A 22,431-nucleotide genomic window follows, 5' to 3' on the forward strand; every position below is an offset into this window, starting at 1 on the left:
CCTCCACAGGCGGGTGGTTCGGCGGCATCTTCATGAAGAGTGAACGGATGCCGCTTTCGGCCGGGCTGGGCCGACCTTGACGCGCCACGCTTCTTGTCATGGCAGACAAGGATGTGCTCGGCCGCGCGGGCGAGGATCGGGCCGCGCACTACCTCCGGCAGCTCGGCTTCGAGATTCTCGACCGCAACTGGCGCCGCCCGGCGGGCGAGATCGACCTCGTGGTCGCCGACTCGGCGACGGTCGTCATCGTGGAGGTCAAGACGCGGCGGGGCGAGGCGTACGGTCACCCCTTCGAGGCGCTCGACGCGAGGAAGCGGGCACGGCTGTGGCGGCTGGCCGTCGCGTGGGCCGCCGCGCACCGCGACCAGATCCAGGGGCGCCGGCTCCGCATCGACGCCGTCGGTCTGATCGGCGCTGAGCCGGCGACGGCACGCCTCGAGCACCTCGTCGACCTGGAGGTGCCGTGAGCGTCGCCCGTACGTGGGCCGTCGCCCTCGTCGGCGCCGAAGGGGAGTGCGTCGAGGTCGAGGCCGATCTGTCGAATCAGCAGCCCGACTTCCGGATCATCGGACTGCCCGACAAGGCGCTCAACGAGGCCGTCCAACGGGTGCACAACGCGTGCGCGAACAGTGCGACGCCGCTGCCGCGACGACGGCTGACGGTGAATCTGTCCCCTGCCAGCCTGCCCAAGCAGGGGTCGGGGTTCGACGTGGCGATCGCGGTGGCATCGCTGGCGACCGAGACCCCGATGGATGCCGCGTCGGTGGCCTCGACCGTCCATCTGGGCGAGCTGGGCCTGGACGGGCGGCTCCGCCCGGTCCCCGGCATCCTGCCCGCCGTCGTCGCGGCGCGGCGCGACGGGCACCGCCGCGTGGTGGTGCCCCATGCCAATGGCGCCGAGGCGCGGCTGGTGGACGGCATCGACGTGCTCGCCGCGACGAATCTCGCCGAGGTCCTCGCGTGGCACGGCGGGGACGTCGAAGTGCGCGACGAGGAGCCCGTGGCTCTGCCCGACGACGAGACGCCGGCGGCGGAGCAGCTCGACCTCGCCGACGTCATCGGACAACCCGACGCGGTGGAGGCCCTCGTCGTCGCGGCGGCGGGCGCGCACCACCTGCTCATGTGCGGCCCGCCAGGCGCGGGCAAGACCATGCTGGCCAGCCGGCTGCCGGGAATCCTGCCCGAACTGGATGACCGCGCGGCGCTGATGAGTGCGTCGATCCGCAGTCTCACCGGCGCTCGCGTGGTCGAACTGACCCGCACGCCGCCCTTCGAAGCGCCCCATCACAGTGCGAGCGTCGCAGCGCTCGTGGGTGGTGGCTCGCGGGTGCTGCGACCGGGCGCGATAGCGCGGGCATCGGAAGGCGTCCTGTTCCTCGACGAGGCAGGGGAGTTTCAAGCCAGCGCGCTGGACGCCCTCCGTCAGCCGCTCGAGACCGGGGCGATCACCATCCACCGCTCGGGAACGAGCGCCCGCTACCCCGCTCGATTCCAACTGGTCCTCGCGACCAATCCGTGCCCGTGCGGGGACTACGGCATTCGGGGCGGAACCTGCACATGCCCGCCGGCGGCGATCCGGCGCTACCTCGGTCGGCTGTCCGGACCGCTGTTGGACCGCATGGACATCGAACTCACGCTGTCCCGCGTGTCCGTGGCTCATCGATCGGCATCCGCCTCCGCGGTCTCGACGGCGGCGGCGCGCCAGCGGGTCGCCGAAGCGCGGGAACGCGCGGGTCGGCGACTGTCGGGAACACCCTGGCGTGTGAACGCCGATGTGCCCGGCACGTGGCTGCGCGAGGGACCGATGGCGCCGTCGCCCACCGTGCGGCGCCCGCTCGATGCGGCGTTGCACCGCGGGGCACTGACGCTGCGGGGATTCGATCGTGTCCTCCGCGTCGCGTGGTCGCTCGCCGATCTCGAGGGCCGCGCGCAGCTCGGCGTCGATCACATCGGCCGCGCGCTCTTTCTGAAGAAGGGAATCGCCCTGTGACCACTTTCCTCCTCACGCCCGAGATGGCTCGACATGCGCTGTCGCTCTTCGAGGAGCCGCCGCTCGACGACACCACTGCGCTCGAGCGCTACGCCACCGTCACGTGGTGCCAGCTGACCGAGCCCGGCGACTCGGTCGCGCATCGGCTGATCGCCGTCAGGGGGTCTGCCGCCGCGTTGCGGGCGATCATCCACGGTGCCCCGCTGCCCGAACTGACCGAGCGCGAACGCACCGACGCCCTCAAACGCTGGCTCCCGCGGCTGGATCCCCGGCCAGTGGCGGACGCGCTGCGGATCGCCGGGGCTCGCGGAATCTCCCTGGTCACCCCGGGCGATGCCTCATGGCCGTCGCAGCTTGACGATCTCGACGCGCACGCGCCGCTGTGCCTGTGGGTCCGCGGCGATGCGACCGCGTTGGCGAGCCTGCGGCCGTCGGTCGCGCTGGTGGGTGCCAGAGCGGCCTCGTCGTACGGCGATCACGTCGCGAGGGAGCTCGCGGCTGATCTCGCCGGCAGCGGCATCCCGATCGTGTCGGGTGGCGCGTACGGCATCGACGGCGCTGCGCACCGAGCCGCTCTGGCCGTGGGCGGGCTGACGGTGGCGCTGCTGGCCGGCGGCGCCGAGCGCGCGTACCCGGCGGGCCATACCGGCCTCATCGACGACATCGCAGCGGCCGGCGTCGTGGCGAGCGAGGTGCCCTGCGGATCCGCTCCCACCAAATGGCGCTTCTTGCAGCGCAACCGCTTGATCGCTGCCATCTCGGATGCGACGGTGGTCGTCGAAGCCGGGTGGCGGAGCGGTTCGCTGAACACGGCTGGTCACGCCGCCGCGCTGTCCCGTGAACTGGGCGCGGTCCCGGGGCCTGTCACGTCGGCGACATCCGCCGGGACGCACCGCCTGCTGCGCGAGTACGGTGCGCATTGCATCACGGGGGCGGAGGACGTGCGTGAGATGCTCGGATTCATCGCGGAGACGGCGGTGCCCCATGACGGCCGCCGGCCCACCGACGACGCCACCCGGGTGCGCGACGCGCTGAGCAGCCGCACCTGGCGTGCGGCCGCCGACGTCGCCCGGCGGGCAGGGATCGCGCTGGAGCGCGCCGAAGCGCTGCTGGGGCTGCTGCAGCTGGAGGGCGCAGCCTCTCGGTCCGCGGACGGCTGGCGGTCGGCGGCCCGGACGCAGTGACGGAGAGTCGCCGCGCACGCCGGGCCGGGCCGGAGCATGCTGGTGACATGAGGATCGACGAGGCCGCCACCGCCTACACGCGGCACCTCGCCGATGTCCGTCGGCTCTCGCCTGCGACTGTCCGCGCGTACAGCTCAGACCTTGCGAACCTGATCGCGGTCTGCGGCATCGTCGAGGTCGGCGAGATCGCGCTCGAGGATCTCCGCGAGTGGCTATGGCAGGCCGTGCAGGCCGGTGATGCCCGGGCCACCATCGCGCGGCGAACGGCCGCCATCCGCGGTTTCTTCGCGTGGGCCCTCGAAAACGGTGCCATCACAGAGGACCCGAGCCTGCGCCTGGTCGCCCCCAAGCGTGGTCGCACGCTGCCCCGGGTCGCGACGGCGGACGCTCTGACCGACGTGCTGGGGCGGCTGGCGGATGCCGCGGCCGAGGGTGAGCCGATCGCCCTGCGCGATCACGCGATCATGGAGCTGCTTTATGGCTCGGCGGTGCGCGTATCGGAGCTGTGCGGGCTCGACCTCGACGACATCGACGCCGAGCGCCGCACCGCCCGCGTGCTGGGCAAGGGCTCCAAGGAGCGCGTCGTGCCCTTCGGCGTGCCGGCGCTGCGCGCAGTGGATGCGTACGTGGTGCGAGGACGAAGCACACTGCTGGCACGCCGCACGGCGGTGGCCGGTCAGCCTGCGCTGTTCCTCGGGGCGCGCGGCGGGCGGATCGCGCCACGGACGGTGTACACCCTCGTCGCGCGCGAGCTCGGGCCCGCCCTCGGCGGGACCATCGGCCCTCACGCGCTGCGGCACTCGGCGGCCACCCATCTCCTCGACGGCGGCGCCGATCTGCGAGCCGTGCAGGAGATCCTCGGCCATGCGAGCCTGGGCACGACCCAGATCTACACCCATGTCTCGAGCGAGCGCCTCGCCGCGTCCTACCGACTGGCTCACCCCCGCGCCTGATGAGGTCCGCCGAGGTTCAGCAGCACGGCAGCAGGACCGCCCGAGGCACCTCCCCGAGCAGCAGCATCGGGTTGACGTACTCACCGTGAAGACGCACCCCGAAATGCAGCGAGCCGGGGCTCGCGTGCCCGCCGACGCCGACGATGCCCACCCACTCCGACCGTGCCACCGCCGCACCCGGAAGGAGGGTCGTCTGGATCGGCTCGAGCGTGGTCACGAGGCCGTCGCCGTGGTCGATGGTCAGGACGCCGCGCCCGGCCACCTGTCCCGCGAACGCGACGGTGCCCGCAGCCGGTGCCCGCACGTCCAGCCCGCCCATCGCCTGCAGGTCCACGCCGCGATGACCCGGTCCGTACCGATGCGCGGGAGCCACGAACGGGCGATCGAGACGGAAGCCGGCCAAAGGCCATACCCATCCGTCCACGTTCACGTCGGATGCGTGGGGAACGCTTCGACCGGACGAGGGGAACGCGTGGCCCGCCGGCGCCATGACGATGACGAGCGCCGCAATGACCGTGGCCGTCACGGCGCGTCGGAATCCGAAGCGGGAGTCTCGGGAAGTACGCATGGGTCGAGCATCGCGCCGTCCGCGCGCGGAACGGGTGCCGGGGCCGGCTTCGGTGGATAGACCCCCGCCGTTCCGCGACGGGGGAGGAGCCGCTGCTGATACACTGGAACCCGCACTCCGCTTGTCGGGGTGACTCCGCGTGCCCACAGCGCCGCGAACTCCGGTTCCCCGGTCCCTGAGCTTTGTCGAAGGGCGCGGCGCGGCATCCACTCCCAACGGTCCTCTCGATCGGTCTGCAAGACCTGAGAGGCGGGCGTGTGCCGGGCACCAGGCACACCGGTCGCAGACCGGTGAGAACACAACCGCAACAGGCGCCCCGGCGCCGGAACAGGAGAACGGCCATGGCCGTCGTCACAATTCGCCAGCTGCTCGACAGCGGCGTGCATTTCGGGCACCAGACCCGCCGGTGGAACCCGAAGGTCAAGCGCTTCATCCTCACCGAGCGCAGTGGCATCCACATCATCGACCTGCAGCAGTCGCTCGCGTACATCGACAAGGCGTACGAGTTCGTCAAGGAGACCGTGGCGCACGGCGGCACCGTGCTCTTCGTCGGGACGAAGAAGCAGGCGCAGGAAGTCATCGCCGAGCAGGCGACTCGCGTCGGTCAGCCCTACGTCAACCAGCGCTGGCTGGGCGGGCTCCTCACCAACTTCCAGACGGTGTCCAAGCGCCTTGCGCGCATGAAGGAGCTCGAGGAGCTCAACTTCGACGACCCGGCTGCGAGCGGCTTCACCAAGAAGGAGCTCCTTCTCAAGAAGCGTGAGCTCGACAAGCTTCACAAGTCGCTGGGCGGCATCCGCAATCTGCAGAAGACTCCGTCGGCCATCTGGGTCGTCGACGCCAAGCGAGAGCACCTCGCGGTCGACGAGGCCGCCAAGCTCGGCATCCCGGTCATCGGCATCCTCGACACCAACGCGGACCCCGACGAGTTCCAGTACCCGATCCCGGGCAACGACGACGCGATCCGCTCCGTGAGCCTGCTCACGCGCATCATCGCCGATGCCGCCGCCGAAGGCCTGATCCAGCGCCACCAGCCGACCGAGGAGTCCGCCGACGCGGAGCCGTTGGCTGACTGGGAGCGCGAGCTTCTCGAGCAGGGCACGCCGGTCACCGGTGACGCCGAGGTCTCGATCGCCGCGACCGAGACCGAGGCCGACGCCGACGGTGCCGCCGCGCACGACGAGGCGATCGCCGCCGCAGCGGACGAGACGACGGAGGCCGTCGCGGACGCCGAGGCCGCCGCATCGGCAGTCGATGCCGAGGCTGCCGCGGACGCCGCCGAGTCCGCGGTCGCCGACGCCGACGCCACCGACGCTGCTGAGGCGTCGGACGCCGACAAGTAACGGTTCTCCTCCACCAGCAGCGCCTCGGCGGGGTCGTGAAGCGACCCCGCCGAGGCATCCGGGAATCCACCACAATCAAGGAGCCGCCACCCATGGCAAACTTCACGATCGCCGACATCAAGGCGCTGCGTGACCAGCTCGGCACGGGCATGGTCGACACGAAGAAGGCCCTCGAAGAGGCCGACGGCGACGTCGAGAAGGCCGTCGAGATCCTGCGTCTGAAGGGCGCGAAGGGCAACGCCAAGCGCGCCGACCGTTCCACCAGCGAGGGCCTGGTCACCGCTCGTGAGCAGGACGGCAGGGTCACGCTGGTCGAGCTCGCCTGCGAGACCGACTTCGTCGCGAAGAACGACCGCTTCATCGCGCTGGCCGACAAGGTCGCCGATGCCGCAGCGGCCGTCGCCGCCGATTCGGTCGAGGCCGCCCTCGCTGCGCCCGCCGGAAGCCAGACGGTCGCTGAGCTGATCGACGACGAGGCCGCGATCATCGGCGAGAAGGTCGAATTGCGCCGCGTCCGCACGCTCTCGGGCGACAAGTTCGAGGTCTACCTGCACAAGACCAGCAAGGACCTCCCGCCCCAGGTCGGTGTGGTCCTGGCCTATTCGGGGGACGACGCCGAGACTGCTCGCAGCCTTGCGCAGCACATCTCGTTCGCGAACCCCTCGTACCTCACGCGCGACGAGGTTCCCGAGGCCGAGGTCGAGAAGGAGCGCGAGATCGTCACCGAGATCTCCCGCAACGAAGGAAAGCCGGAGGCCGCCCTTCCGAAGATCGTCGAGGGACGTGTGAACGCCTTCTTCAAGCAGGTCTCGCTCCTGGACCAGGACTACGCCAAGGACAACAAGCAGTCCGTGGCGCAGGTGGCCAAGGACGCCGGGCTCACCCTGACGGGCTTCGCCCGCTTCAAGGTCGGCGCCTGACGCAGCGAAAAGGCCCGCATCGGAATCCGGTGCGGGCCTTTTCTCATGCCCTTCGGTAGTTTGTCGTCAACGAGAGGACCACAGTGATCAACGAGACCACCGGACGCCGCCGCGTCCTGCTGAAGCTGTCCGGCGAGGCATTCGGAGGCGGACAGCTCGGCGTGAACCCCGACGTCGTCAGCCAGATGGCGCGCGAGATCGCCGCGGCGGTGGACCGGGTCGAGATCGCGGTCGTGGTCGGCGGCGGCAACTTCTTCCGCGGCGCGGAGCTCAGCCAGCGGGGCATGGACCGCGGTCGGGCCGACTACATGGGCATGCTCGGGACGGTCATGAACGCGCTGGCGCTCCAGGACTTCCTCGAGCAGGCGGGGGCCGCCACCCGTGTTCAGTCCGCGATCTCGATGACCCAGGTCGCCGAGCCGTACATCCCGCGTCGCGCCGAGCGGCACATGGAGAAGGGCCGCGTCGTCATCTTCGGCGCCGGCGCCGGGCTGCCGTACTTCTCGACCGACACGGTCGCGGCGCAGCGGGCGCTCGAGATCGGCGCCCAGGAGGTCCTCGTCGCCAAGAACGGCGTGGACGGCGTGTACACCGCGGATCCGAAGAAGGATGCCTCAGCCACCCGTATCGACCGGATCACCTACCTGGACGCGCTCCAGCGCGGGCTGAAGGTGGTCGACTCGACGGCGTTCAGTCTGTGCATGGACAACCGGATGGACATGCGCGTGTTCGGCATGGAGCCGTCGGGCAATGTCACCCGCGCGCTGCTCGGCGATTCGATCGGCACGCTGGTCACGGCGTGACGGCCACCCGCCGATACACTTGACCAGCCCCATCAACGCGAAGGAGACACTGTGATCGCGGACGTCTTGGCCGAAGCCGGAGCGCGCATGGATCGCGCCGTCGAGGCTGCGAAGGAGGACTTCGCGACGGTTCGCACCGGGCGTGCGAACCCGCAGCTGTTCCAGAAGGTCCTCGTCGACTACTACGGCACCCCCACCCCGCTCGCGCAGCTGGCTTCGATCAACAGCCCCGAGGCGCGGTCGCTCATCATCACGCCATACGACAAGTCGGCGCTGAAGGCCATCGAGCAGGCGATCCGCGACGTGCCGAACCTGGGTGTGAACCCCACCAACGACGGAAACATCGTGCGCGTCACGATGCCCGAGCTCACTCAGGAGCGGCGCAAGGAGTACGTCAAGCTGGTGCGCTCCAAGGGCGAGGACCACAAGGTCCACCTGCGTGGCATCCGGCGCAAGTCGAAGGACGACCTTGATGCCCTCAAGAGCGAGGTCGGCGAAGATGAGCTCGGCCGCGCCGAGAAGGAGCTGGATTCCCTCACGCGAGCGCACGTCGACGCCATCGACGACGCGCTCAAGCGCAAAGAGGCAGAGCTCCTCGAGGTCTGAGGACCGCCCATGACCGACGCACCCGGGGGAGCGGACAGCGAGAGCGAGCCGCGGGACATCCCGCGCACGCGCCGCGAGATGGGCGAGCTCCGCCGCCCCGTCGCCGACACCAACGACCCTGCCGCCGTGCGGCACTCCCACCTGCGCGCAGCACGCAGCGAGCTCGAGAGCCAGGTCGCCCAGGCCAAGGCCGAGTTCGAGGAGGCCAACGAGCGCATCAAGGAGCGTACCGGGCGCGACCTGATCCTGGCGATCCTGATCGGATTGGCGATCGGCGCGGTGCTGCTGGGCTCGCTGCTGTTCGTCAAATGGGCGTTCCTGGTGTTCGCGATGGCGGCCGTACTGCTCGCGATCTTCGAGTTCTCCCGCGCGTTGGCGGCGAGTGGTCGCCGGGTCGATCTGGTTCCGCAGCTCACGTCCGGCGCGGTGATCGTCGTCACGGCGTACTTTGTGGACGCGTGGCTGCAGTGGATCGTGCTCTTCGTCGCCCTCGCCGTGGTGGTCGTCTGGCGCCTCGTGGCGCAGATGGTGTCGAACGACGGCCGCGCGTACGGGATGGTCTTGGGCGATGTCCTTGTCGGCGCGTTCATCCAGCTCTACGTGTCGTTCCTCGCGAGCCTGTGCATTCTGCTGCTGGCACAGGACGGCGGCGAGTGGTGGGTGCTCGCCTTCATCATCGTCGCCGTCGCCGCCGACACCGGCGCCTACGTCGCAGGCATCTCGTTCGGCAGGCATCCGATGGCACCGCGAATCAGTCCCAAGAAGACGTGGGAGGGATTTGCCGGCGCCGCGGCTGCGGCCATGCTCGCGGGCGTGCTGGCCGGCATGTTCATGCTCGGCCTCGACTGGTGGATGGGGCTGGTGTTCGGCATCGTGATCCTCGGCACCGCGACCGCCGGCGACCTGGGAGAATCGATGATCAAGCGTGATCTCGGCATCAAGGACATGAGTTCGTGGCTGCCCGGCCACGGGGGCGTGCTCGATCGCCTCGACTCGATCCTGCCTTCGACCGTGGCCGCGCTGGCCCTGTACTACCTCTTCACCCCCTTGGCGGCGATGTGACTCTCAGCACTGTGACGGAGCTCTCATGACGACTTCCGAAGCGGCGCCGCGCGCGTCGTTCCCCGAGGCGCACGGGCGCGAGAAGGGGTACGACAAGCACGCGGTCGATGAATTCATGGACCGTGCACGTGCCGCGTTCGAGGCGGGCTCCGGCGACCTGTCCTCGACCGACGTGCGTCACGTGGCGTTTCCGCTGGTACGCCACGGCTACGCGATCGCGTCGGTGGACGCCGCGCTCGGCCGCATCGAGGACGCCTTCGCGGCCCGCGAGCGCGCGGACGCGATGTCCCGCGCCGGCGCGCGGGCCTGGGTGGGTCATACGCGCGAGACGGCTCAGACCGTGCTCGACCGGTTGTCCCGACCACGCCGCCAGCGGTTCGACCGGGTATCCGCCCTGCGCTACGGCTATCGGATCGACGAGGTCGATCTCGTTTCCGACAAGATCTCGCGCTATCTCGAGACTGGTGATTCGCTGACGGCCGAGCAGGTGCGAGCGGTCGCGTTCCGAATGCAGCGCGGCGGATACCATGAAGTGCAGGTGGATGCCGTCCTGGACGCCGTCGTGGAGGTCATTCTCGCCGTCCGGTGACGAGCCCCGGCGAACGGATGGCATGGCGCGTTGGCCATGGCTAGAATCGGGACCACTGTGACTTCCGGAAACGAACTGACACCGACCCGGCGCGCCCGGCGTCAGTCCGTTTCGACCCTCGCCGCCGCTGCGGCTCCGGCCTCATCGGCACGGCGTGCCCCTGTGCCGACGCGCTGGTCGCGACGCCGCGGCGTACTCGGCGTGTTCGCGGCCTTCGCCGCCATCGGCTTCGTCGTCGCCTACATCGGCCCCACCGGTCTCGCGCTGACCCAGGCCAGCGCTGAAGAGAGTCCGCCGATCTCGCTCTACGCCAGCTCGCTCGGCGACATCCAGACGCTGGCAGCGCGCGACGACGCCGAGCCGGCAGAGCCTGCGACGCTCGACCGGAGCGGGTACACGGTCTATGTGAAACCCAAGCCCACGCCTACGCCCACGCCGACGGCGCAGGCCCGCAGCACGGGTTCCACCTCCGGGGGTTGGAGGCCGCCATTCGTGACGCCGGACCCGGGGTCCGCGCAGGCCATCGCCTACGACATGGTGATCGGGCGCGGATGGGGCGAGGACCAGTTCGCGTGCCTCGTGGCGCTGTGGAAGAAGGAATCCGGCTGGCGTGTGAACGCCTACAACGCCTCGAGCGGTGCCTACGGCATCCCGCAGTCCCTTCCGGGCAACAAGATGGCCAGTGCCGGGGCCGACTGGGAGACCAACCCGGCGACGCAGATCACGTGGGGACTGGGCTACATCGGCGCGCGCTACGGCACTCCGTGCGGTGCGTGGGACCACTCCCAGCGGGTCGGCTGGTACTAAACCATGCCGCGGTCTCATCGCCGCCGCCCGGATCACAACGGCGACGACTCGTTCGAGCGCCTGCTGGCGGGGTGGAAGCGCACCGAGGTGCGGCGCGGCATCGAGTGGACGGTGCAGCCCGTCTCGGCTCTGCAAGCGCACAAGAGCTACATGTGCCCCGGCTGCGGCCGCTCGATCGAGGTCGGTGTGGCGCATCTGGTCGCGTGGCGCGCCGACGGCGTGCTCGGTGATGCCGCCGACCTGGCGGCACGACGTCATTGGCATCAGCACTGCTGGAAGGTGGCCTGACATGGAGATCCGAGGCCCGATGCTGCTGCCCGCGCGGCGCGAGGACATCGAACTCGAAACCTTGGACGGGTTGACGCTCGTCGGCGAGCTCGCGCTGCCCGAGGAGCGGGATCCCGTCGCGACGCTGGTGACGCTTCATCCGCTGCCGACGGCGGGCGGTTTCATGGACTCGCATATCCTCCGCAAGGCGGCTGCGCGGCTTCCGGCTCTCGCGGACCTCGCTGTGCTGCGCTTCAACACGCGGGGCACGTCATCGCCGCGCGGGACGAGCGACGGGGCGTTCGACGGTGGGCGGGCCGAGGCCTTCGACGTCGCGGCGGCGATGGACTTCGTGCACGAGCGGGGCCTCCCGCGGCCGTGGCTGGTGGGATGGTCCTTCGGGACGGAGCTGGCGCTGAAGTACGGCCGCGATCATGCGATCGAGGGTGCCGTCCTGCTTTCGCCGCCGCTGCACCGCGCCACCGACTCCGAGGTCGCGGCGTGGGCGGGCGACCCGCGGCGACTGGTGGTCGTGGTGCCGGAACTCGACGACTATCTGCGACCGGATGCCGCCGCCGAGCGCTTCGCGAGTGTTCCCGGAGCGATTCTCATCCCGGTGGAGGGCGGCAAGCACCTGTGGGTCGGAGAAGCGCAGACGCGACGTGTGCTCACCGAGATCGTCGCGGCCGTCCATCCTGACGCGCTGCCGCTTTCCACCGACTGGGACGGGCAGGTGGTCGCTGAGGCGTGACCCGGACCCTGGGCGCGCTCGATCGGCGCCTGTCGGTCTCGATTCGCCGTCAGCGCTCGTTCTGACGCGGGATCACGACCTGGCGGTAGATGATCAGGATGCTGGCCGCCACCGGGATGGCCACCAGTGCGCCCAGCAGACCGAGCAGCGACCCACCCGCCAGCGCGGCGATGACCACCACTGCGCCGGGAACCGACACCGCGCGGCCCATGATGCGGGGCGCGATGACGTAAGCCTCTATCTGCATGTAGACGAGGTAGTAGATGCCGGCGACCAGGGCGGTCGTGGGGCCCCCGAGCCCGAGGCACGTGAGCACGATGATGATCGAGCCGGTGAGAGTTCCCACCAGGGGAATGAGCGAGAAGAAGAAGGCGATCACCGCGAGCACCGCGGGGAAAGGCGCCTCGATGATCGAGAGGAAGATCGCGCTGAGGACGCCGTTGATGACGCCGAGGCTCACCTGACCGATGACGAAGTAGCCGACGGAGTCGGTGATCTGCTCGCCGAGATCGATGAAGCGGGCGCGCTTGGACGCCGGCACGAGTTGATAGACGGAGCGCTTGAGGCTCGGAGTCGAGGCGGTGAAGTAGATCGTCAGGATGAGGATGATGAACGCTCCCGCAAGCCCGCCGAGGATCGTCCCGCCGATCACGATGATGCTCTCGCCGATGGTGCTCCCGATCGCGCCGTAGTCGAGCGTGTTCAGCCACTCCTGGACGTATTCGAATACATCGTCGACCCGAAGGAGCGGGAACGTCTCGGTCAGCCAGCCGCGGAATTCCTCCACGGGGTTCCAGGTTCCGTCCTCGACGAGCTCCTGGATCTCGGTGATCAGCTGGCCGACCTGGCCGACGATGATGGGCACCACCATGAGGATGATTCCCGCGAACGCCGCGAGCACCCCGAGGATCGTGACGAGCACGGCCGCCCAGCGCGGGAGCTTGCGCCGCTCCAGCCAGCCCACGATCGGGTCCAGGCCCAGCGACAGGAACAGCGCGGTGCCGACGTAGAGGAGGATCGTCGACAGTGTCTGGATGCTTCCGATCAGCAGCAGTCCGAGGCCGACGCCGAGGGTGGCGACCAGCGCCACGCGGAACGGGTTGTGGATCTTCACCGAACGGATCTCCTCCTCGGCGTGACCGCCGCTGTGCCTATCAGGTCAGGATACGCATGACTGACGTTCAGGCTCGGGAATGGTGCCTCCCGGGCCGTTTTCAGGTCATGTTCGCTAGTCTGAAATGTCGAATCGAAGGCCGCGCCCCGACTGCGCGTCCTCGGAAAGGGTGTACTTCGTGCGTTTCGTGTGGGCCGTTGCGGCGTTTGTGCTCGCCGCCGTGATGATCGGGGCGGGCATCGCCCAGCGAACGATCTTCCAGGGACCCAGGACCGAGACGGCGTCGATCTCGGTCGAGGAGGATGCCCCCTACCTGCTGATCGATGGGGCGGTGCTCAACCAGATGCCCGGCACGCAGACGCTCCGCGTGCAGGGTGAGGGCGAGCTCTTCGCAGCATACGGACGCGCCGCCGATGTGCAGGCCTGGCTTTCGGACGCGGAGTACAACCGCGTGACAGTCGACGACGGCGAGATCGTCACGAGACTGGTCGAGCCCGAGCCGGTCGAACCGGAGCCCGGTGAGGCCGAGACCGGCGAGGGCGCCGATTCCTCGGCAACGGCGTCGCCGGACTCCACGGAGCCGACGGATGCCGCGACCGAACCCCCTGGCCGCAATCCGCTCGGGTCCGACCTCTGGCTGGACGAGTTCCAGCAGGCCGACATCCTGATCGCTCCGCTGCAGCTGCCCGAGGACATGAGCGTGCTGGTCGCGTCCGACGGCACGACTGCCGCCCCCAGCACCGTTTCGGTGTCGTGGCCGCTGCAGACGACCACCCCGTGGGCGGGTCCGCTCATCGTGGGCGGGGGGATTCTGATGGCCGCCGGGGTGTTCCTCTACATCCTCGGTATCCGGCATGCGCGGCGTTCGCGAGGGCCGCGCCGCAAGGGCCTGCCGCTGCCTCCGACGGAGCCGATCGATCTGGCCGTCGATGGCGCCGACAAGGGCGTCATCAGCACCTCAGGAGCGCCCACCCGTCGGCGTGCCGTCACTTCCGGGCGACGTGCCTTCGCCGTGCTTCCAGCTGTCGCCGTCTCTGCGCTGCTGTTCACCGGCTGCTCGGCGGACGCGTGGCCGCAGTTCGGCGCGACGCCCACGCCCACTCCGACCGAGACGGTGATCGCGCCCGAAGGTCAGCAGGCCCCGGCGGTGACCAAACCGCAGGCGGAGCGCATCCTCACCCGCATCGCCTCGACGATCGCCGATGCCGACACCGCGATGGACGCCGAGCTGGCCGCCACGCGGCTGGAAGGCGCTGCGCTGGCGGCGCGTGAGACGAACTACAAGATCCGTGCGACCCTCACCGACTACCAGGCTCCGGCCGCGATCCTCTCCAAGCCGCTGAAGGTCATCCTTCCCCAGGCGTTCGACGGCTGGCCCCGCTCGGTCATCGCCGTCGCGGACGACGCGGCGTCGAAGACCTCGAGCATCATGCTGATGACCCAGCAGGACGCGTGGTCGGACTACAAGCTGTCCTACATCGCCAGCCTCGAGGCGTCGACCCCGCTGCCCGACCTGGCTCCCTGGTACATCGGCGCCACCCAGGTCGAACCGGATTCGCCGTTCCTGGTGATGCCGCCCGAGCAGATCGCGGCCGCGTACGCCGACGTCATCGACAAGGGGGAGGAGAGCGAGTTCTTCGACCTGTTCGATGCCGAGGGCGACCAGATGCGCACGAGCATCGCCGCGGACCGCCAGCGGCGACTGGACGAGTTCAACCAGACCGGCTCGGGGACGGGGACCTTCGAGTTCCAGGCCAGTGCCGGCACACAGCCGCCGTTCGCGCTGGCGACCATCGAGAGCGGCGCGATCGTGGCCGTCAACGTCCACGAGACCGATACGGTCCGGCCCACCAACCCCGACGCCGTGATCAAGACGGAGAACAACCCCCGGGCGAAGGTGCTCACCGGCGCTGACCAGTCGGCCACGGGTTTCTCGACGACGTACACGGATCAGGTGTTCTTCTATGTTCCCGGCTCGGGCTCGGGCGAGAAGATCCGCCTGCTCGGCTACTCCTCTGACATTCTCGACGCGAAGGTGATTCCGTGACCGATCCTGCCCTCGGCCCCACGCTGCGCGGAGCCGTCGACCTGTCGACCCTCCGCAACCGGCCCGCCCAGCCGCCTGCCGGCGGTGCGCCCGCGCCCTCGGGCGCCGCGGAATCCGGGGAGCCCATCGTGGTGCCGTCCCTTGTGATGGACGTCACCGACGAGACCTTCCCTCAGCTCCTCGAGCTCTCGCGGGTCGTGCCTGTCGTGATCGACCTGTGGGCGGAGTGGTGCGGACCGTGCAAGCAGCTGAGCCCCGTGCTCGAGCGCGTCGTGACGGAGCTCGCCGGTCGGCTCGTGCTGGCGAAGGTCGACGTCGATGCGAACCCCCAGCTCGCGCAGGCCTTCCGTGCGCAGTCCATCCCGATGGTGGTCGCCCTCGTGGGCGGGCAGCCGGTGCCGCTGTTCACCGGAGCCGTGCCGGAGCAGCAGGTCCGCGACGTCTTCGCTCAGCTGCTGCAGCTTGCTGCGCAGAACGGTGTCACGGGGACGGCGACCCCCGACGCCGCGCCTGCACCGGAGGCCGCGGAGGATCCGGCGGAGCCGCCCCTGCCTCCTCTCCACGCCGAGGCGTTCGCCGCGATCGAGGCGGGGGACTATCCGCGTGCGATCACGGCCTATGAGCGTGCACTGGCCGAGAACCCGCGCGACGAGGAGGCTCGGGCGGGGCTCGGTCAGGTCCGGCTTCTCGACCGTGTCCAGGGCGCAGATCTCGACGCGGCGCGCGCTGCGGCGGCTGCGGCCCCCACCGATGTGACGGCCCAGCTGGCCGTGGCCGACCTGGATCTCGCGGGCGGCCACGTCGAGGACGCCTTCGCACGGCTGCTCGATCTGTTCGGGCTGCTGCCTTCGGACGAGCGTGGGCCGGTGCGTGAGCGACTCCTCGAGTTCTTCGCGCTCGTCGGCGACGCCGATCCTCGCGTGATCACGGCGCGCCGCCGCCTGGCATCCTTGCTGTTCTGACGCCGCCCGGCTCAATTCCCGTGCGGCGCGGGCGGACTCGAACTCAACCGCGCGAAGGCGAGGGGATGTGCGCCTGCGGGTCGTGCCGCAGCCACAGGACCCCGAGCGGCGGCAGCACGAGCGATGCTCTTCCGTCGTCCGCCGCGTGGACGACTCCGAGGTTGCCCACGCCGGAGCCGCCGTACTGCTGAGCGTCGGTGTTGAGGATCTCGTGCCACACACCGGCCTCCGGCAGATCGAGCTCGTACGAGGTCACCGGGGCTCCTGAGAAGTTCGCAGCGACGACGACGGAGTTGCCGTTCCAGTCGCGACGCGCGAAGGCGATCACGTTCGGGTTCCAGCGCGGAGCGCCCAGGCGTGTGAACGCCGCGCCGTCGCTGTCTCGGGACCACAAGGCGGAATGATCGCGGTAGACGCGGTTGAGTACGGCGACGAAGTCGTGCAGCTGCGTGTGGGAGGGCTGATCCAGCAGCCACCAGTCGAGTGAGCGGCCTTCGGACCACTCCGAGAGCTGCCCGAACTCCTGTCCCATGAACAGCAGTTTCTTACCGGGATGGCCCCACATGTAGGCGAGGAACGCGCGCATGTTCGCGAGCTTCTGCCAGTGATCACCCGGCATGCGCGCGAGCAGGCTGCCCTTCCCGTGCACGACCTCGTCGTGGCTGATGGGCAGCAAGAAGTTCTCGCTGAACGCGTAGACGAACGAGAAGGACATCTCGCCTTCGTGGTGCGATCGGTGGATGGGGTCGCGCTGGATGTACTGCAGCGAGTCGTTCATCCAGCCCATGTTCCATTTGAAGCCGAAACCCAGCCCGGCCCGGCTGGTCGGCGCCGTCACGCCCGGGAAGCTGGTGGACTCCTCGGCGATCATCGAGATGCCGGGATACCGCTTGTAGGCGGTCGCGTTCACCTCCTGCAGGAACCGGATGGCCTCGAGATTCTCGCGGCCGCCGTGCACGTTCGGCGCCCATTCGCCGTCTTCCCGCGAGTAGTCGAGATAGAGCATGGACGCCACCGCGTCCACGCGCAGCCCGTCGACATGGAACTCCTCGAACCAGTACAGGGCGTTGGCGACGAGGAAGTTGCGCACCTCGTTGCGGCCGTAATCAAAGATGTACGTACCCCAGTCGCGGTGTTCGCCCCGACGAGGATCCGGATGCTCGTACAGCGGCTCGCCGTCGAAGCGGGCCAGCGCGAAATCGTCTTTCGGGAAATGACCCGGGACCCAGTCCATGATCACGCCGATGCCGGCCTGATGCAGCCGGTCGATGAGGTACCTGAGGTCGTCGGGGTGGCCGAAACGGCTCGTCGGGGCGTAGTAGCCGGTGACCTGGTAGCCCCACGATCCGCCGAAGGGATGCTCAGCCAAGGGCAGGAACTCGACGTGGGTGAACCCCTGCGCGTCGACATAGTCGATCAGCTCTTCTGCGGCATCGCGATAGGAGAGCCCTTGGCGCCACGACCCGAGGTGCAGTTCGTAGACCGACATGGGGCGTGTGACTGACGACGTCCGTGCGCGCTCCGCAAGCCAGGCAGCGTCGCGCCAGGAATGGGAGGCCTTCACCACGACGGATGCTGTCGCCGGCGGTACCTCCGCATGCCGGGCCATCGGGTCGGCCTTCACGACCCACTGTCCGCGCCGGCTCAGCAGCTCGAACTTGTAGCGCGTCCCTTCGCCGATTCCCGGGATGAACAGCTCCCACACCCCGCTGCCCCCCATCGAGCGCATCGCGTGGCCTTGGCCGTCCCAGCCGTTGAAGTCGCCGATCACCCGCACCGCGCGGGCGTTGGGAGCCCACACCGCGAAAGCGGTGCCGGACGAACCGTCGTGCGCCCGCACATGCGCACCCAGCACGCGCCACAGCTCCTCATGACGCCCCTCGCCGATGAGATGCAGGTCGAGCTCGCCGATGGTGGGCGCGTGGCGGTACGGGTCGTCGGCCGTGTGGTCCGGCCCTTCCGGATAGCTCGCCACCAGTTCGTACGGTCGCAGCGATCCCGCTCGCGTCCCCTCCCAGATGCCCGCGTGGACGTGTTCGAGGGGCGCGCGGGTGCCGTCGTCGAAGACCGCCGTGACGCTGCGGGCCAGAGGGCGGCGCGCGCGGATCGTCCAGGTGTGCGTGCCCTCGGCGTCGGTGTCGGGATGGATGCCGAGCACGGCGTGAGGATCGTGGTGCGACCCCGCCGCAACGGCGTCGAGGACCTGCTCGGTGGGTGTCATCGCCGCTCCTTCACGTGCAGGATATGGACGGGTTCGGTGAACGCGTCGAGCATCACGTAATTGTGGTCGGACCAGGTCCAGCGTGCGCCGGTGATCAGATCTTCGACGTCGTACGGCTCGCCGGGCTCGACGCCCCAGACCCGGGTGTCGAGGTGCACCATCGTCTGCCGGACGGAATGGGCGTCGGTGTTGATCACGACGATGATCGTGTCGCTCCGTCCTTCCGGCGAGAGGGCGGCCTCGAGGTGCTTGGCGTACACGAGGATCGCATCGTCGTCGCTCCAATGGATGCTCAGATTGCGCAGCTGGCGAAGGGCGGGGTGTGCCCGCCGGATCTCGTTGAGCCGCGTGAGGAACGGCGCCAGCGAGTCGCCGCGTTCGATCGCCCCCGCCCAATCACGGAACTTGTACTCGTACTTCTCGTTGTCGATGTTCTCTTCCGAGCCCGGACGGGCGACGTTCTCGAAGAGCTCGTATCCGGCGTACACGCCGTACGTGGGAGCGGCGGTGGCCGCGATCGCGGCCCGGATCCGGTATGCGGCGCGGCCGCCGTACTGCAGGTACTCGGTGAGGATGTCGTGGGTGTTCACGAACAGGTTGGGTCGCATGTAGTCCGCGGTCTCATGCGCGATCGACGAGAGGAACTCTTCCAGCTCGGCCTTGGTGTTGCGCCACGTGAAGTACGAGTAGCTCTGCTGGAATCCGACGGCGGCGAGGCTCTGCATGACGGCTGGGCGGGTGAAAGCCTCGGAGAGGAAGATCACGTCGGGACTCTCCGCGTTCACCGTTGCGATGAGCCATTCCCAGAACTGCAGCGGCTTGGTGTGCGGATTGTCGACCCGGAAGATCTTCACGCCCTGGGCCACCCAGTGCCGGACGATCCTGAGGACTTCGGCGTAGATCCCCGCGGGGTCGGTGTCGAAGTTGACGGGGTAGATGTCCTGGTACTTTTTGGGCGGGTTCTCGGCGTAGGCGATCGTCCCGTCGGGGAGCACCGTGAACCACTCCGGATGCTCTGCGACCCAAGGGTGGTCGGGGGAGGCTTGAAGCGCCAGATCGAGTGCGACCTCCATCCCCTCCCTCTCCGCCGCCCGTATGAAGGCGCGGAAGTCCGCCGGACTGCCGAGCTCGGGGTGGATGGCGTCGTGGCCGCCTTCCGGTCCGCCGATGGCGTACGGTGAGCCTGGGTCGCCGGGGAGCGCCTCCAGCGAGTTGTTGCGGCCTTTGCGATTGGTAAGCCCGATCGGGTGGATAGGCGGCAGGTACACCACGTCGAAGCCCATCGCGGCGACGTCGGGCAGCCGCTTCATCGCGGTGCGGAAGGTTCCGCTCTTGACCGAGCCGTCCTTCTTGCGTCGAGCGCCTTCCGAGCGCGGGAACAACTCGTACCACGCACCGACGCCGGCGCGCTCGCGCTCCACCAGCAGCTCGAGGTCCTTCCCGACGGTGACGAGTGACATGACTGGGCGGGACCGGAAGTACTCGGCGATCGCGGGATCTCGCACGATCTCCAAGGCGCCGGCGTCATCGAGCGTCGTCTGGCGAAGCGTGATCGCGGCCGCTGCGAGGCTCCGGCGCTCGGCCGCCGGGCGTTCCTTGTCGGCAGAGGCGGTGTCGAACAGGCGAGCGCCGAGCTCGCGCATGAGTGCGGCATCCACTCCCGCCGCGATCTTGACGTCTGCGGCATGCCGCCAGGTCGCGAAGTCGTCGCCGAATGCTTCGAACCGGAATCGCCACACACCGTGCTCGAGCATCGCGACCTCGGTCTGCCACTGGTCCCAGCCGTCCGCGAGGGGCCGCAGGCGGTGCAGCGACTCTTCGCCGGTCGGCGCGACCAACCGCAGCTGGACCCCGATCCGGTCATGGCCCTCGCGGAAGGCGGTGACGCGGAAGGGCACGGCTTCGCCGGCGAACGCCTTGGGGCGGAAGTCGCCCCAAGGGACCGACGGCGCGAATCTGGCCAACGGAATGCGGCCCGAGGTCGTCTGGGGCTCGGTCAGCGGAGAGCGGGCGTCGCGGACAGGAATGGCCGAGGCGCTCCGCCACAGGCGGGAGCGCGCGGAGCGCGTCGTCGTGACCACGTTTCGAACCTACCTTGCGTCAGGGCGAGGCGACAGGCGCCGCGTCCGGGTCACGGTCCGATCACTCCACGCGGAACAGGCGCATCGAGGTGCCGGCAAGCTCGACGAGGTCGCCGCACGCGTGTTCCGTGCCGGCCTCGGTGGGGCTCTCGTCGGCACTGGACCACAGGGACACGTAGCGCGTCACGCCGTCGATGCGGGGGAGTGTGATGTCGATCGCGCGCTCGTTGCCGTGGACCATCAGCAGCACCCGGTTGAACTGTTCGAGTTCGGGGGTGGATGCCGCCACATACTGCAACGTGCGGTGGGAGGGGTCCGTCCAACGGTCGATCGACATCGTCTGGCCGTGTTCGTCGTACCACTCCATCACCGACGCGGACGGCGTGCGCTCGCCCCATCGCGCGAACCGCATCGGACGCAGCGCCGGGTTCTCGCTCCGCAGGCGGATCAGCCGCTGCACGTGGGCGTGGAGGTGCCGCTGCCACGGAGCGTGTTCCCATGACAGCCACGTGAGAGTGGAGTCGTGGCAGTACGCGTTGTTGTTCCCGCGTTGCGTCCTGCCGAACTCGTCACCGGCCGTGAGCATCGGCACACCCGCCGACAGCAGGAGAGTGCCGAGCAGGTTGCGCATGGCCTTACGGCGCGTCGCGAGGATGGACTCGTCGTCTGTCTCGCCTTCGGCGCCGTGGTTGAACGACCGGTTCGTGTCGGCGCCGTCGCGATTGTGCTCGCCGTTGCCGAGGTTGTGCTTGACGTCGTAGCTGACCAGGTCGCGCAACGTGAAGCCGTCGTGGGCGGTGACGAAATTGACACCGGCCAGCGGGCCGCGCTCGGCGCTGAACGTGTTCGCCGAACCGGCCAGGCGGTGCGCGAAGCCGCCGACGCCGACGGGTGAGGTCGACGCTCGGCGGGCGTAGTCGACGTCGCTCAGCCAGAAGTTGCGGACCCGATCGCGGTAGCGGTCGTTCCACTCCGTCCAGCCGTCGCCGAAGTTGCCGGTCTGCCAGCCGCCCATTCCGACGTCCCACGGTTCGGCGATCTTCTTGACGTCGGCCAGGGCGGGATCGTCGATGATGGCGCGCAGCAGCGGGTGGTCGGGGGTGAAGGTGTGGTCCGCGTCGCGCCCGAGGGTGGCGGCCAGGTCGAAGCGGAAGCCGTCGATCTGCACCTCTTGCGCCCAGTAGCGAAGCGAGTCCAGTACCAGGCGGGCCGCGGCATCCGTCGAGGTGTTCAGCGAGTTGCCGCAGCCCGTGACGTCGATGTATGCGCCGTCATCCGCCTGGCGGTAGTAGGCACGGTTGTCGATGCCGCGCAGGCTCGAGCGCGGGCCGCCGATGCCTTCCTCAGCGGTGTGGTTGTAGACGACGTCGAGGATGACCTCGAGCCCCGCTTCGTGCAGCAGCCGCACCATCCCCTTGAACTCCCGCAGGATCGCCTCGGGACCTTGGCGGCGTGCTTCCTCGGTGGCATAGGCGGCATGCGGTGTGAAGAAGTTGAGGGTGTTGTACCCCCAGTAGTTCGTGAGGCCGTGCTGCAGCAGTCGCGGCTCGGTCGCGAACGCGTGGACGGGGAGGAGCTCGATGCTGGTGACACCCAGTTTCAGGAAGTGCTCCACCATCGCGGGGTGCGCGAGCCCGGCATACGTGCCCCGCAGGGCCCCGGGGACGTCGGGATGGCGCTTCGACAGGCCCTTGAGATGTCCCTCGTACAACACCGTCCGATCCATCGGCACCGCGGGCTTGGTGACCCCGCCCCAGTCGAAGGTGCCCTCCACGACGACCGATCGCCAACCGTCGTACCCGGTGCGGACGAGTCCTCGCGAGTAGGGCTCGAGCAGCAGCGTTCCGCGGTTGAACGTGTTGCCCGGGGCATGCGGGCCGTCCACCCGCACCGCGTACCGGGCGCCGGGGCGCAGGAGTGGCGTCGTGGTGGTCCACACGCCGTCGTCGGCCGGGACGAGGGGGACGGTGCCGGTGATCCAGTCGAGGTCCGTGTCGTCGAAGACCACGAGCTCGACGGATTCCGCCGCGTGCGACCACACCCGCAGCGTGCCGCCGTCGGGGCCGAGTGTGACTCCGAGGTCGTCGAAACGTGCGCTGAGCATGTCTGCGGGCGCGATCGCGAGGGCGGAGTCCGGGCTGACCATGCGGACTACCATAACCA

20 protein-coding genes are annotated in these 22,431 nt (G+C 69.2%); 15 read left to right on the top strand and 5 right to left on the bottom strand.

Going from position 1 to position 22,431, the window contains the following annotated elements; genetic code table 11:
- Window positions 1–98: 98 nt before the first annotated feature.
- Genes K0817_RS08960 through K0817_RS08975 form a run of 4 tightly spaced genes read left to right on the top strand, consistent with a single transcriptional unit; the run spans window position 99 to window position 4,127 of the window.
- A complete protein-coding gene (locus K0817_RS08960; RefSeq protein ID WP_219981119.1) occupies window positions 99–467 on the top strand; it encodes a YraN family protein in 369 nt (122 codons plus the stop codon).
- Entirely contained in the window at window positions 464–1,990 is a 1,527-nt protein-coding gene (locus tag K0817_RS08965) for a YifB family Mg chelatase-like AAA ATPase (protein ID WP_219981120.1), read from the top strand. Before K0817_RS08960 ends, K0817_RS08965 begins: the two co-directional genes overlap by 4 nt.
- Window positions 1,987–3,174 (top strand): DNA-processing protein DprA, encoded by a 1,188-nt coding sequence (gene dprA / locus K0817_RS08970; protein ID WP_219981121.1) that lies wholly within the window; start codon window positions 1,987–1,989, stop codon window positions 3,172–3,174. Before K0817_RS08965 ends, dprA begins: the two co-directional genes overlap by 4 nt.
- Before the next feature lie 47 nt (window positions 3,175–3,221).
- Window positions 3,222–4,127 (top strand): tyrosine recombinase XerC, encoded by a 906-nt coding sequence (locus K0817_RS08975; protein ID WP_219981122.1) that lies wholly within the window; start codon window positions 3,222–3,224, stop codon window positions 4,125–4,127.
- Window positions 4,128–4,143: 16 nt separating this feature from the next.
- Here the strand turns inward: K0817_RS08975 and K0817_RS08980 are convergent, their stop codons facing one another.
- A complete protein-coding gene (locus tag K0817_RS08980) occupies window positions 4,144–4,695 on the bottom strand; it encodes a murein hydrolase activator EnvC (RefSeq protein ID WP_253735272.1) in 552 nt (183 codons plus the stop codon).
- Window positions 4,696–5,036: 341 nt separating this feature from the next.
- Here K0817_RS08980 and rpsB point away from each other — a divergent pair, with 341 nt between their 5' ends.
- The 9 genes from rpsB (at window position 5,037) to K0817_RS09025 (ending at window position 11,843) form a co-directional block, all read left to right on the top strand.
- Window positions 5,037–6,038 (top strand): 30S ribosomal protein S2, encoded by a 1,002-nt coding sequence (gene rpsB / locus K0817_RS08985; RefSeq protein ID WP_219981123.1) that lies wholly within the window; start codon window positions 5,037–5,039, stop codon window positions 6,036–6,038.
- A 92-nt stretch (window positions 6,039–6,130) separates the two neighbouring features.
- Window positions 6,131–6,958 (top strand): translation elongation factor Ts, encoded by an 828-nt coding sequence (gene tsf, locus K0817_RS08990; protein ID WP_219981124.1) that lies wholly within the window; start codon window positions 6,131–6,133, stop codon window positions 6,956–6,958.
- Window positions 6,959–7,041: 83 nt separating this feature from the next.
- Window positions 7,042–7,761 (top strand): UMP kinase, encoded by a 720-nt coding sequence (pyrH, locus tag K0817_RS08995; protein WP_168914118.1) that lies wholly within the window; start codon window positions 7,042–7,044, stop codon window positions 7,759–7,761.
- Between the two features lie 51 nt (window positions 7,762–7,812).
- Window positions 7,813–8,367 carry a ribosome recycling factor gene (gene frr / locus K0817_RS09000; protein ID WP_219981125.1) on the top strand — a complete coding sequence of 185 codons (555 nt, stop codon included), beginning with the start codon at window positions 7,813–7,815 and terminating at the stop codon, window positions 8,365–8,367.
- Window positions 8,368–8,376: 9 nt separating this feature from the next.
- Window positions 8,377–9,429 carry a phosphatidate cytidylyltransferase gene (locus K0817_RS09005; protein ID WP_219981126.1) on the top strand — a complete coding sequence of 351 codons (1,053 nt, stop codon included), beginning with the start codon at window positions 8,377–8,379 and terminating at the stop codon, window positions 9,427–9,429.
- 25 nt (window positions 9,430–9,454) lie between these two features.
- Window positions 9,455–10,018, top strand: a complete 564-nt coding sequence (locus K0817_RS09010; RefSeq protein WP_219981127.1) for a DivIVA domain-containing protein — start codon at window positions 9,455–9,457, stop codon at window positions 10,016–10,018.
- 57 nt (window positions 10,019–10,075) lie between these two features.
- On the top strand, window positions 10,076–10,825 hold the full coding sequence (locus K0817_RS09015) for a lytic transglycosylase domain-containing protein (RefSeq protein ID WP_253735273.1): 750 nt from the start codon (window positions 10,076–10,078) through the stop codon (window positions 10,823–10,825).
- 3 nt (window positions 10,826–10,828) lie between these two features.
- Window positions 10,829–11,113 carry a hypothetical protein gene (locus tag K0817_RS09020; RefSeq protein WP_219981128.1) on the top strand — a complete coding sequence of 95 codons (285 nt, stop codon included), beginning with the start codon at window positions 10,829–10,831 and terminating at the stop codon, window positions 11,111–11,113.
- Window position 11,114: 1 nt separating this feature from the next.
- A complete protein-coding gene (locus K0817_RS09025) occupies window positions 11,115–11,843 on the top strand; it encodes an alpha/beta hydrolase (RefSeq protein WP_219981129.1) in 729 nt (242 codons plus the stop codon).
- A gap of 49 nt (window positions 11,844–11,892) precedes the next feature.
- Here the strand turns inward: K0817_RS09025 and K0817_RS09030 are convergent, their stop codons facing one another.
- Entirely contained in the window at window positions 11,893–12,957 is a 1,065-nt protein-coding gene (locus K0817_RS09030) for an AI-2E family transporter (protein WP_219981130.1), read from the bottom strand.
- Between the two features lie 178 nt (window positions 12,958–13,135).
- On the opposite strand from K0817_RS09030, the gene K0817_RS09035 reads away from it, so the two are divergent.
- On the top strand, window positions 13,136–15,004 hold the full coding sequence (locus K0817_RS09035; RefSeq protein WP_219981131.1) for a glycosyl transferase: 1,869 nt from the start codon (window positions 13,136–13,138) through the stop codon (window positions 15,002–15,004).
- Entirely contained in the window at window positions 15,001–15,966 is a 966-nt protein-coding gene (locus tag K0817_RS09040; protein WP_219981132.1) for a tetratricopeptide repeat protein, read from the top strand. Before K0817_RS09035 ends, K0817_RS09040 begins: the two co-directional genes overlap by 4 nt.
- Window positions 15,967–16,009: 43 nt before the next feature.
- Here K0817_RS09040 and glgB read toward each other — a convergent pair whose 3' ends face one another.
- From glgB to glgX, 3 genes are all read right to left on the bottom strand, one after another.
- Window positions 16,010–18,187, bottom strand: coding sequence for a 1,4-alpha-glucan branching protein GlgB (gene glgB, locus K0817_RS09045; protein ID WP_219981133.1), 2,178 nt, complete (start codon window positions 18,185–18,187; stop codon window positions 16,010–16,012).
- Window positions 18,184–20,268 (bottom strand): alpha-1,4-glucan--maltose-1-phosphate maltosyltransferase, encoded by a 2,085-nt coding sequence (locus K0817_RS09050; protein WP_219981134.1) that lies wholly within the window; start codon window positions 20,266–20,268, stop codon window positions 18,184–18,186. Before K0817_RS09050 ends, glgB begins: the two co-directional genes overlap by 4 nt.
- A 61-nt stretch (window positions 20,269–20,329) precedes the next feature.
- Complete coding sequence (glgX, locus tag K0817_RS09055; RefSeq protein ID WP_219981135.1) at window positions 20,330–22,414, bottom strand: glycogen debranching protein GlgX; 2,085 nt, start codon at window positions 22,412–22,414, stop codon at window positions 20,330–20,332.
- Window positions 22,415–22,431 lie beyond the last annotated feature (17 nt).

Source organism: Microbacterium sp. HD4P20 (assembly GCF_019449275.2).
Classification (GTDB): domain Bacteria; phylum Actinomycetota; class Actinomycetes; order Actinomycetales; family Microbacteriaceae; genus Microbacterium.

Bases quoted from the DNA above. Each gene is read 5' to 3' on its own strand.
- K0817_RS09025 (WP_219981129.1), top strand. From the start codon at position 11,115: ATGGAGATCCGAGGCCCGATGCTGCTGCCCGCGCGGCGCGAGGACATC.
- K0817_RS08960 (WP_219981119.1), top strand. From the start codon at position 99: ATGGCAGACAAGGATGTGCTCGGCCGCGCGGGCGAGGATCGGGCCGCG.
- K0817_RS08975 (WP_219981122.1), top strand. From the start codon at position 3,222: ATGAGGATCGACGAGGCCGCCACCGCCTACACGCGGCACCTCGCCGAT.
- tsf (WP_219981124.1), top strand. From the start codon at position 6,131: ATGGCAAACTTCACGATCGCCGACATCAAGGCGCTGCGTGACCAGCTC.
- glgB (WP_219981133.1), bottom strand. From the start codon at position 18,187: ATGACACCCACCGAGCAGGTCCTCGACGCCGTTGCGGCGGGGTCGCAC.
- K0817_RS09005 (WP_219981126.1), top strand. From the start codon at position 8,377: ATGACCGACGCACCCGGGGGAGCGGACAGCGAGAGCGAGCCGCGGGAC.
- rpsB (WP_219981123.1), top strand. From the start codon at position 5,037: ATGGCCGTCGTCACAATTCGCCAGCTGCTCGACAGCGGCGTGCATTTC.
- glgX (WP_219981135.1), bottom strand. From the start codon at position 22,414: ATGGTCAGCCCGGACTCCGCCCTCGCGATCGCGCCCGCAGACATGCTC.
- K0817_RS09010 (WP_219981127.1), top strand. From the start codon at position 9,455: ATGACGACTTCCGAAGCGGCGCCGCGCGCGTCGTTCCCCGAGGCGCAC.
- K0817_RS09020 (WP_219981128.1), top strand. From the start codon at position 10,829: ATGCCGCGGTCTCATCGCCGCCGCCCGGATCACAACGGCGACGACTCG.
- K0817_RS08980 (WP_253735272.1), bottom strand. From the start codon at position 4,695: ATGCGTACTTCCCGAGACTCCCGCTTCGGATTCCGACGCGCCGTGACG.